Source organism: Streptococcus pseudopneumoniae, assembly GCF_001072925.1.
GTDB classification, from domain to species: Bacteria; Bacillota; Bacilli; order Lactobacillales; family Streptococcaceae; genus Streptococcus; species Streptococcus pseudopneumoniae_Q.
In genome coordinates this window covers 41,665-50,016 of record NZ_JVHE01000091.1, presented here as the reverse complement: position 1 = coordinate 50,016, position 8,352 = coordinate 41,665, and the positions used below count along the sequence as shown (strand labels likewise).

11 protein-coding genes and 1 pseudogene are annotated in these 8,352 nt (G+C 38.0%); 3 read left to right on the top strand and 9 right to left on the bottom strand.

Annotated elements, in window-relative coordinates; genetic code table 11:
• The 4 genes from ADH81_RS05850 to ADH81_RS05835 all read right to left on the bottom strand — a co-directional run.
• The coding region (locus ADH81_RS05850; protein ID WP_049526755.1) for an ABC transporter ATP-binding protein at positions 1 to 387 on the bottom strand (387 nt) is incomplete at its 3' end.
• Between the two features lie 341 nt (positions 388 to 728).
• Positions 729 to 1,001, bottom strand: coding sequence for a PspC domain-containing protein (locus ADH81_RS05845; protein ID WP_049527204.1), 273 nt, complete (start codon positions 999 to 1,001; stop codon positions 729 to 731).
• A gap of 59 nt (positions 1,002 to 1,060) precedes the next feature.
• Positions 1,061 to 1,510 carry a SprT family protein gene (locus tag ADH81_RS05840; RefSeq protein WP_049527202.1) on the bottom strand — a complete coding sequence of 150 codons (450 nt, stop codon included), beginning with the start codon at positions 1,508 to 1,510 and terminating at the stop codon, positions 1,061 to 1,063.
• Positions 1,497 to 3,626: a Tex family protein gene (locus ADH81_RS05835; RefSeq protein WP_049527200.1), complete on the bottom strand. Its 2,130-nt coding sequence runs from the start codon at positions 3,624 to 3,626 to the stop codon at positions 1,497 to 1,499. The genes ADH81_RS05840 and ADH81_RS05835 overlap by 14 nt, the downstream gene beginning before the upstream one ends.
• A gap of 163 nt (positions 3,627 to 3,789) precedes the next feature.
• Between ADH81_RS05835 and ADH81_RS11550 the strand changes: the two genes are divergently transcribed.
• Genes ADH81_RS11550 through ADH81_RS05820 form a run of 3 tightly spaced genes read left to right on the top strand, consistent with a single transcriptional unit; the run spans position 3,790 to position 5,639 of the window.
• Entirely contained in the window at positions 3,790 to 3,921 is a 132-nt protein-coding gene (locus ADH81_RS11550) for an SPJ_0845 family protein (protein WP_000268695.1), read from the top strand.
• On the top strand, positions 3,922 to 4,827 hold the full coding sequence (locus ADH81_RS05825; protein ID WP_049527198.1) for a permease: 906 nt from the start codon (positions 3,922 to 3,924) through the stop codon (positions 4,825 to 4,827).
• The gene (locus ADH81_RS05820; RefSeq protein WP_049527195.1) at positions 4,824 to 5,639 is read left to right on the top strand and encodes a TIGR03943 family putative permease subunit; all 816 of its coding nucleotides are present in this window, start codon (positions 4,824 to 4,826) and stop codon (positions 5,637 to 5,639) included. Before ADH81_RS05825 ends, ADH81_RS05820 begins: the two co-directional genes overlap by 4 nt.
• A 139-nt stretch (positions 5,640 to 5,778) precedes the next feature.
• On the opposite strand, the pseudogene ADH81_RS05815 reads toward ADH81_RS05820, so the two are convergent.
• The 5 genes and pseudogenes from ADH81_RS05815 to aguB form a co-directional block, all read right to left on the bottom strand.
• Positions 5,779 to 6,193, bottom strand: a pseudogene (locus ADH81_RS05815) (type II toxin-antitoxin system death-on-curing family toxin).
• Entirely contained in the window at positions 6,190 to 6,426 is a 237-nt protein-coding gene (locus ADH81_RS05810) for an AbrB family transcriptional regulator (RefSeq protein ID WP_045762965.1), read from the bottom strand. The pseudogene ADH81_RS05815 and the gene ADH81_RS05810 overlap by 4 nt, the downstream one beginning before the upstream one ends.
• Before the next feature lie 63 nt (positions 6,427 to 6,489).
• Positions 6,490 to 6,612 carry a hypothetical protein gene (locus ADH81_RS11545; protein WP_275043563.1) on the bottom strand — a complete coding sequence of 41 codons (123 nt, stop codon included), beginning with the start codon at positions 6,610 to 6,612 and terminating at the stop codon, positions 6,490 to 6,492.
• Positions 6,613 to 6,793: 181 nt separating this feature from the next.
• Complete coding sequence (locus ADH81_RS05805) at positions 6,794 to 7,417, bottom strand: tetratricopeptide repeat protein (RefSeq protein WP_045762966.1); 624 nt, start codon at positions 7,415 to 7,417, stop codon at positions 6,794 to 6,796.
• Between the two features lie 56 nt (positions 7,418 to 7,473).
• Positions 7,474 to 8,349: an N-carbamoylputrescine amidase gene (gene aguB, locus ADH81_RS05800; RefSeq protein ID WP_049527193.1), complete on the bottom strand. Its 876-nt coding sequence runs from the start codon at positions 8,347 to 8,349 to the stop codon at positions 7,474 to 7,476.
• Positions 8,350 to 8,352: the final 3 nt, after the last annotated feature.

Here is an 8,352-nt window from a genome sequence, read left to right as displayed (position 1 = left end):
CGTCACGACCAATTTTTTCATCATTTCTGTAATAGGCTTTCTAGACAATACCAAAGGGAGTAAGATATTGTCTTTAACAGAAAGCGTATCTAACAAATTGAAGTCTTGGAAGACAAAGCCTAACTTTTCACGACGGAAGCTTGATGCTTCAGTATTTTTAATGGTAGCTGTGTCTGTTCCGTTTAGGAAGACCTGACCACGAGTTGGTTTGTCAAGCATGGCGAGAATATTGAGTAGGGTTGATTTCCCAGAACCAGACTCACCCATAATGGCAACATAGTCGCCTTTTTCTACGGTAAAGTGAATATCTTTCAGAGCTTCTACTTGATTGCCTTGGAAACGTGTTTTATAAATCTTTTGAACGTGTTTTACATCTAATAGTGTCATGATAATCTCCTTTTTAATATCCCATTAATTGAAACTGAGCCTGCATAATAGCTCAACCGAGCTGAACTCGCTCGATCTCTTTTGGACTTGGTTTACTTGTTTGTTTCTTTTGTAAAATATTTTTCATAGTTTTGCTACTTTATCTTTCTGATATAAGTGTACTCTAAAAAAAGAGTTGGTTCCATAACATAACCTTACAAAAGAGGTCTGTAATCTTACATTTTTGTAAGATTGGATTATTTTTTTGATATGAACTACTATTAGTTTACCACAAATTTTTAAGCAAAAGAAAAACCCTTGATACTACAAGGGTTTAATACTTCAAATGAATGCTAAGATGTTTACCAAAACCAACCTTCATCATCTTTGATTGGCTGGGCTTCTTTGATTTTGCGTGGGCCTGTTCCATACATTTCAGCTTCGATATCTTCTTTTGTTGGTAGGATCGAAGCTAAGATAATGTAAATAATAATCCCAAGTCCAAAGTTTGCGATTGTAAAGATTGCAAAAAGGAAACGAACAAGGGTTACATCAAGATTCCACTTATCAGATAGACCAGCTAGTACTCCTGATACCATGCGATTTCGTCTCATTTTATAAAATTTTGTATTCATAATTTATTCCTCTTTCGGATTTCTTAATCTTAGTATAGCACTAAACTAGATTTGCTACATCAGTCCTTAGGCCGATTTAACAAGAGGAGCTTTCCACGACAGAGACCACAACGATAGCGCTTGGTATCAATTTTTCGCTTTCGTTGATAGATTTGCTGACAAGACTGACATGTATAGACTAAACTTGGCTTTTGATTGGAACTTGACAAGGGAGGAACAAAGCGGAGCCCGTCGACCTCTTTTAAAAGTTGCTTAAAGGCTAAATCCTTATGCTGATAGCCTTTACCTTCGAAATACAGATGATAATGGCAGAGCTCATGACGGACGATTTTCCGAAACACCTCTAAACCAAGTTCTTTGTAGACTTTTGGATTAAAATCCAAATGCCCATCATTTGGAAAGAATCGTCCACCTGTCGACCGCAGACGAGTATTCCACTGAGCTTGATGTTTGAAAGGTTTTCCAAAGTCTTCCATAGAAACTTGTCGAACGTAATCAGTTAGATTCATCTGGAGCAAGGAGCGACAGATTTACTTTTTCACGGTCAGCATCGATTTTCTTAACCCAAACGGTTACCAAATCGCCGACCGATACTACTTGACTTGGATGTTTGATAAATTTCTTACTCATGTGAGAGATATGAATCAGACCATCCTCATGAATACCAATGTCAACAAAGGCACCGAAATCAACGACATTGCGAACAACGCCTTCAAGTTTTTGCCCAACTTTTAAATCCTTGATATCCAAAACATCCTGACGAAGGACTGGGGCATCAAAAGAATCACGGAAATCTCGACCTGGTTTGAGAAGGTCTGCAATAATATCTTTAAGAGTTTCTTGACCGAGGTCTAACTCTTGGGCCATTTCCTTAATTGAAATTGATTTGAGTTTGGTTTGTGCTTCTTCATTTAGCTCTTTAATATCTAAGCGTTTGAAGAGTTCTTTAACTGCAGCATAGTTTTCTGGGTGAACACCTGTGTTGTCAAGGATATTGCTACTTTCAGGGATACGGAGGAAACCTGCAGCCTGCTCAAATGCTTTAGCACCTAAACGAGGAACTTTCTTGATTTGGGCACGTGAAGTGATTTTTCCTTCTTCTTCACGATACTTAACGATATTTTCAGAAATTGTTTTATTAAGGCCGGCTACGTGTGAAAGTAAGGCTGGACTAGCCGTATTGATATTGACACCGACTTGGTTAACGACAGTATCCACAACAAAGTCAAGACTTTCAGACAGTTTTTTCTGACTAACATCGTGCTGATATTGACCGACACCAATCGATTTGGGATCAATTTTAACCAATTCAGCAAGTGGGTCTTGCAAGCGACGGGCAATAGAAATAGCAGAACGTTTTTCAACGGTTAAGTCAGGAAACTCTTGACGAGCAAGTTCACTAGCAGAATAGACCGAAGCACCACTTTCATTGACAATAACATAGCTAACCTCAGGAAAATCTTTAAGTACTTCAGCTACAAAAGCTTCACTCTCACGACTGGCAGTACCATTTCCGATAGCAATGATTTCAACACCATATTGGCCAATCAAATCTGCCAAATCTCTCTTTGCTTCTTCAATCTGACGAGCTGAAGCTGGTTTGACTGGATAAATGACTTGTGTTGTCAGCATCTTCCCAGTTGCATCTACGACCGCAAGCTTGGCACCTGTACGAAAGGCCGGGTCAAATCCAAGAACCACTCGCCCTTTAAGAGGTGCAACAAGGAGAAGATTTCGGAGGTTTTCTGAGAAGAGTTGAATGGCTCCTTCTTCTGCCTTCTCTGTTAGTTCGGTACGAATACGACGCTCAATAGCTGGTAATACTTTTTTCTTAACAGACTGCTGAACAACTTCGTCAATATGAGCATTCTTAACTTTGAACCGAGCAGCAAAAAAAGATAGAATTCGATCAGTCCCATGCTCAAAGCCAATTTTCAAAATGCCTAGCTTCTCACCACGATTAAGGGCAAGTGTACGGTAGCCTTGCATATTTGCAACTGTCTCTGAAAAATCGTAATAAATCTGAAAGACTTGTTTTTCATCAAGAGACTCATCTTTGACTTGAGATATAATCTTAGAATGTCTAAGAACTTCTTGATAGGTCATTGCACGTAAAGTAACATCCTCAGACAGAGCTTCAATCAAGATATCTACTGCACCAGCCAAGGCATCTTGAGGTGTCTCGAACCCTTCACAGACAAATGCTTCTGCTTCTTTTTCTAGGTCAGAAACATTTTGTAAGATTAAGCGAGCAAGTGGAAAAAGTCCAGCCTCACGAGCAATCGTTGCCTTGGTGCGACGTTTTTCTTTATAAGGAAGATAGAGTTCTTCTACATCTGCGAGTTTTTCAGCAGCTAGAATAGCTTCTTCCAATTCCTTTGTTAGCTTGCCTTGCTCTTGAATCTTGGCTAAGACTGCTTCCTTACGGTCATTGAGGTTGGTTAGACTTTTATCAAGGTCAATAATGGCCTTAATCGCCACCTCATCTAGACTTCCGGTCATATCTTTACGATAACGAGCGATGAAGGGAATAGTTGCCCCTTCAGCTGTCAAACTTAGAACGGTATCGATTTGCTTTAATGTTACACCCAAATCTTGGGAAATTTTTTCATATTTTTTATCCATGAACCTATTATACCATAAGGAAGAAGGCTTGTTTTCATTCATGTCACAGTTGACTTGGTATTTGTTGAAATTGAAAATTCACTCGTTTTAACAATTTAAAATTAAACTTTTTGGCTGAAATAATAGTATAATAGAGGAAACAATAAGAATTGAGGTATGCCCCATGGCTGTTAAATTTACAAAAACGGATGACTTAGATAAAATGTTTGAAGAGTTCGCTAAACTTCCTGATTTGAAGCAAGTAACTTTCCCGGACGACAAAGAAAAGAAAGATAAGGCTGAAAAGAAAAAATAGATGACACTCTTTCAAAGTTTACCTTCTAGTGTGCTACAAGCTGGCGCCATTTTTCTTTCAATTATCATTGAAGCTTTACCCTTTGTCTTAATTGGTAGCATTATCTCTGGTGCCATTGAAGTCTATGTGACTCCTGAGAAAGTCTATAAATTTCTCCCTAAAAATCACTTGGGGAGAATCTTTTTTGGTAGCTTCATCGGTTTTCTCTTCCCTTCTTGCGAGTGTGGAATCGTTCCGATCATCAATCGTTTCTTAGAGAAAAAGGTTCCAAGCTATACAGCTATTCCGTTTTTGGTCACAGCTCCTATCATCAATCCCATCGTACTATTTGCTACTTATTCAGCCTTTGGCAATTCGCTTCAAATGGTCCTCCTAAGAGCTTTAGGCGCATTTCTAGTGGCTACTATATTGGGTATCCTTCTTGGTTTTGTCTGGGAGGAACCTATTCAAAAAGAAAATAGACTGACTTGCCATGAGCATGATTTTTCTCACTTGAGCAAAAGTCAAAAATTGCTTCAAGTCTTTATCCAGGCTATTGATGAATTCTTTGATATGGGTCGTTACTTGGTCTTTGGTTGTCTTTTTGCAAGCATCGTTCAGGTTTATGTACCAACTCGAATCCTGACATCTATCAGTGCGACGCCACTGCTTGCGATTGTTCTTCTGATGGTCTTATCTTTCCTACTATCCCTCTGTAGTGAAGCGGATGCCTTCATCGGCTCTTCTCTTCTATCAAGTTTTGGTCTCGCTCCTGTTTTAGCCTTTCTGGTTATAGGTCCCATGCTTGATGTCAAGAATCTACTCATGATGAAGAATTATCTCAAAACTCGCTTTATTTGGCAGTTCATGACAATTGTCACTCTTGTTGTACTTGTCTATTCTTATCTAGTCGGGGTGATGCTATGATTCGATTTCTTATTCTATTTAGCTATTTTATCTTAAGCCTTTATCTGCACCTATCAGGTAAGCTCAATCAGTATATAAACCTCCACTACTCATATTTGGCTTATATCACTATGTTTTTATCTTTGTTACTAGCCATTGTTCAAGCCTATATTTGCTTCAAGCGTTTGAAAGAACATAGTCACTTACATAGTTTTTCAGCCAAGCTTGCTAGTTTCGGCCTCTTAAGTTTACCCTTGTTAGTTGGATTTACATTTCCAACTGTCACTCTAGATTCGCAAACAGTATCGGCCAAAGGATATTATTTCCCTTTATCGGAAGGAACTGACAAGGCAATCCAAGCAAGTGAAGGAACTAGCAGTCAGTATCTTAAACCAGATACGAGTAGGTTTTATTCACACACAGCTTATATAGACACTGTTCGTAAGAGTGCTGATAAATACTTGTCCCAATCAAGCATTGTCATCAAGGATGAGAATTACTTGGAGGTCATGGAAGCCATCTATGATTATCCAAATGAGTTTGAAGGTAAGGAAATCGAGTTCACAGGCTTTGTTTACAACGATCCAAATCATGCCAATAGTCAATTTGTCTTTCGCTTTGGTATCATGCACTGTATCGCTGATTCGGGAGTTTTTGGCCTTTTGACCACAGGAAATACCAATCAGTATGACAATAACACCTGGGTAAGAGTCAAAGGTAAGATTAGCAATCATTATCACAAGGAACTCAACCAAGTCCTCCCAACCCTTGAAGTTCAATCCTTTATCAAGGTTGATAAACCAGAGAATACTTATGTTTACAAAGAATTTTAAAAAGTAGCCTGAGTGGGCTACTTTTTATTGTTAGTAAGATTGAATGTTTGACGTATTCAAAAGATTAGTTTTCTGCATTACAGAATTCTAATACTGTCTGTTTATCTACTTTTATCTTATAGGATTTAACAATCCAAGCTTAATTTTTGCCATTAACTCTAAAAGAATGTTCGGAAATCCATTTGGTGTAGCTAGCTAACCTTTCATCTGTTAAGGATTCTACTGCAATAGTTACACACATATCCACCGCTTCTTCAACCGTTACAGAAAAACGATAACCATTCAACTGTAGAAATTTCACCAAAACGAAGAAAGCAGTTCGTTTTTTAGCATTGGCAAAAACATGCTTCTTGATCAATTGGACAGATAGTATCGTTGCCTTATCAAAAATTGTTGGATAAATAGGGTTTGCCAAAAACAAATTGTTCTGGTAAATTGACAATCATATTTAAGGCAGAAGGACTAACCGTCTGAATTTTTTCATTAGGTGAATACCGTTGAATTGCTAAAGCATTGATTTTCTCGATTTGCCTTTCTCTAAGATAGACTGTCATTTTTCCACCAAAGCTTTGAAAACATCATCGTATTCATCAAAGATTTTGTCCAAATCTAAGTCAAAAGCATCATCAGATACATAAGAAATCTGATGTCCAGACTCTTCGGGAGTAAAGATAATTTCACCACTTGGTAACAATTTTGCTTCGTATTTAACACCACTTGGAATATTGAATTCGCTTGGGATGGTAATGGTGTTTGAATTTCCTTGTTTTCTTATTTTTACTACCATCTGATTTCCTCCTTTGAAGTATTATAACAAATAATTACCGTAATTACATTGACAGAATATCAGTTAAAATAATTCAGCTTGAGAAATTTCTGCTAAGAACTCATCCGAATAAACCGAATAAGCATTTGGATCAGGCGCTTGGTGGTCGTTCATTGCTTGACCACATCTACATGTCCATTTTCCCATATCTAACCTCAGCCACGACTTAATTCTTCAAGAAAAATTGATTGAGATTTTTCCAGTCTCTTTTATCCTTGTTAACACAAAGTCCATTTTATCATTTACTTTATCAAAAATTACTATAGTATCTACAGAAAAAAGCTAGAGTTCCACAATTGGGAACCTCTAGCTTTTTTGTATCTGAGAACTATTTTGTCTCAGACTTTTTATTAACTATTAAAGCTCTGACTTCATCCGCTCCGATCTCATCTCCCGCCTTGTCGAAGAGTTTAATAGCGTGACTAAAATAATCATAGGATTTACTCGAATCAAGTTTTCGATAAATCTCTCCCAATCCTCTATAAGCGCAGGCCTGAGCGATAAGATCATCTGTCTTTAAGGCTGAGTCTAGCGACTGCTGCATATAAAACTCCGCTTCAACTAGTTGACCTAACTTTAATCGTAAATAACCTTGCTCATAGTCATTAACAGAATTTTTGAGAGAATCCCCTGAAAAATCTTGTTCAATAACTTCTCGCTCTTTTTCGATATGGCTAAGAGCTGTCTGAAAATCATTCATTTCACGATAGACCATGGCCAATTGATGATACGCGATGTGTTCATTTTCACGATCCTTTTCTGTAATAGCCAAGTGGAGATAACGTTGGTAAACCTCTAAACAGTGTTCATACTTTTTTTCGTACAAATAGATATAACCCATCAAGTTTAAAAGACTGTAATCTTTACAAGTTGCTAGGCAAAACTCTGCTTGAACTAATTGCTTAGCTTCATTAATTTTTCCCTCAAATAATAATTCCCAAGCTTGATTCATTAAAAGACTCCTATCTATTCTAGAACGATAATTACCTAAACTAAAAATACAAACAATTATCTCACAATATCTTTATACATGTCTGGTCTTCTGTCTCTAAACAAACCCCAGTTTAGGCGCTCATTTGCTCCTTTGTCGAGATCATAGGTAGTCAACAAAATTGCTTCGCCTTGTCTATCTGCTTGAGTCAAGATAGCTCCTGTTTCATCGGTCATAAAGGATGAACCGTAAAAGTTAAGGCTAGAACTTTGTCCCCCATTTTCCTCGCAAGGTTGGACTTCTTCCAAACCATAACGATTGGCTGCGATAACTGGGACAATATTTGCTGCTGCGTGCCCTTGCATGGTTCGTTGCCAATGGCCACAACTATCTGTATCCAAAATTGGTTCCGAACCAATAGCTGTTGGATAAAAGAGCAATTCTGCACCATTTAAGGCAAGACAACGGGCGGTTTCAGGAAACCACTGATCCCAACAGATGCCAATACCAATCTTGGCATAGCGAGTATCCCAAACTTTGAATCCTGTGTTTCCAGGAGTAAAATAGAATTTTTCTTGATAATAATGGTCATCTGGTATATGCGTTTTGCGATAAACTCCTAGCACTTCTCCATCAGCATCAATGATAGCAATAGAATTGTATAAAACATTGCCATCCTTTTCATAGAAACTGATTGGTAAAACGACTTTTAGCTCCTTAGCAATCACCTTAAAATGCTGAATAGCCATATTTTCTGTAACCGACTGGGCATACTGGTAGTAGTCATACTGACGTTCCTGACAGAAATAGGGACGTTCAAATAATTCAGGCAAGAGAATAATTTGGGCTCCTTTGTCTGCAGCTTGTCGAACCAAACGTTCAGCTGTTTGGATATTGATTTCCACATCCTTAGCGCATTGCATCTGAATAGCTGCAACCGTTACATTTCTCATCTT

What these genes read in the sequence shown, in the direction of transcription:
- ADH81_RS05845 (WP_049527204.1), bottom strand. Translation starts at nt 1,001, where the DNA reads ATGAATACAAAATTTTATAAAATGAGACGAAATCGCATGGTATCAGGA.
- ADH81_RS05840 (WP_049527202.1), bottom strand. Translation starts at nt 1,510, where the DNA reads ATGAATCTAACTGATTACGTTCGACAAGTTTCTATGGAAGACTTTGGA.
- ADH81_RS05835 (WP_049527200.1), bottom strand. Translation starts at nt 3,626, where the DNA reads ATGGATAAAAAATATGAAAAAATTTCCCAAGATTTGGGTGTAACATTA.
- ADH81_RS11550 (WP_000268695.1), top strand. Translation starts at nt 3,790, where the DNA reads ATGGCTGTTAAATTTACAAAAACGGATGACTTAGATAAAATGTTTGAA.
- ADH81_RS05825 (WP_049527198.1), top strand. Translation starts at nt 3,922, where the DNA reads ATGACACTCTTTCAAAGTTTACCTTCTAGTGTGCTACAAGCTGGCGCC.
- ADH81_RS05820 (WP_049527195.1), top strand. Translation starts at nt 4,824, where the DNA reads ATGATTCGATTTCTTATTCTATTTAGCTATTTTATCTTAAGCCTTTAT.
- ADH81_RS05810 (WP_045762965.1), bottom strand. Translation starts at nt 6,426, where the DNA reads ATGGTAGTAAAAATAAGAAAACAAGGAAATTCAAACACCATTACCATC.
- ADH81_RS11545 (WP_275043563.1), bottom strand. Translation starts at nt 6,612, where the DNA reads ATGGGAAAATGGACATGTAGATGTGGTCAAGCAATGAACGACCACCAA.
- ADH81_RS05805 (WP_045762966.1), bottom strand. Translation starts at nt 7,417, where the DNA reads ATGAATCAAGCTTGGGAATTATTATTTGAGGGAAAAATTAATGAAGCT.
- aguB (WP_049527193.1), bottom strand. Translation starts at nt 8,349, where the DNA reads ATGAGAAATGTAACGGTTGCAGCTATTCAGATGCAATGCGCTAAGGAT.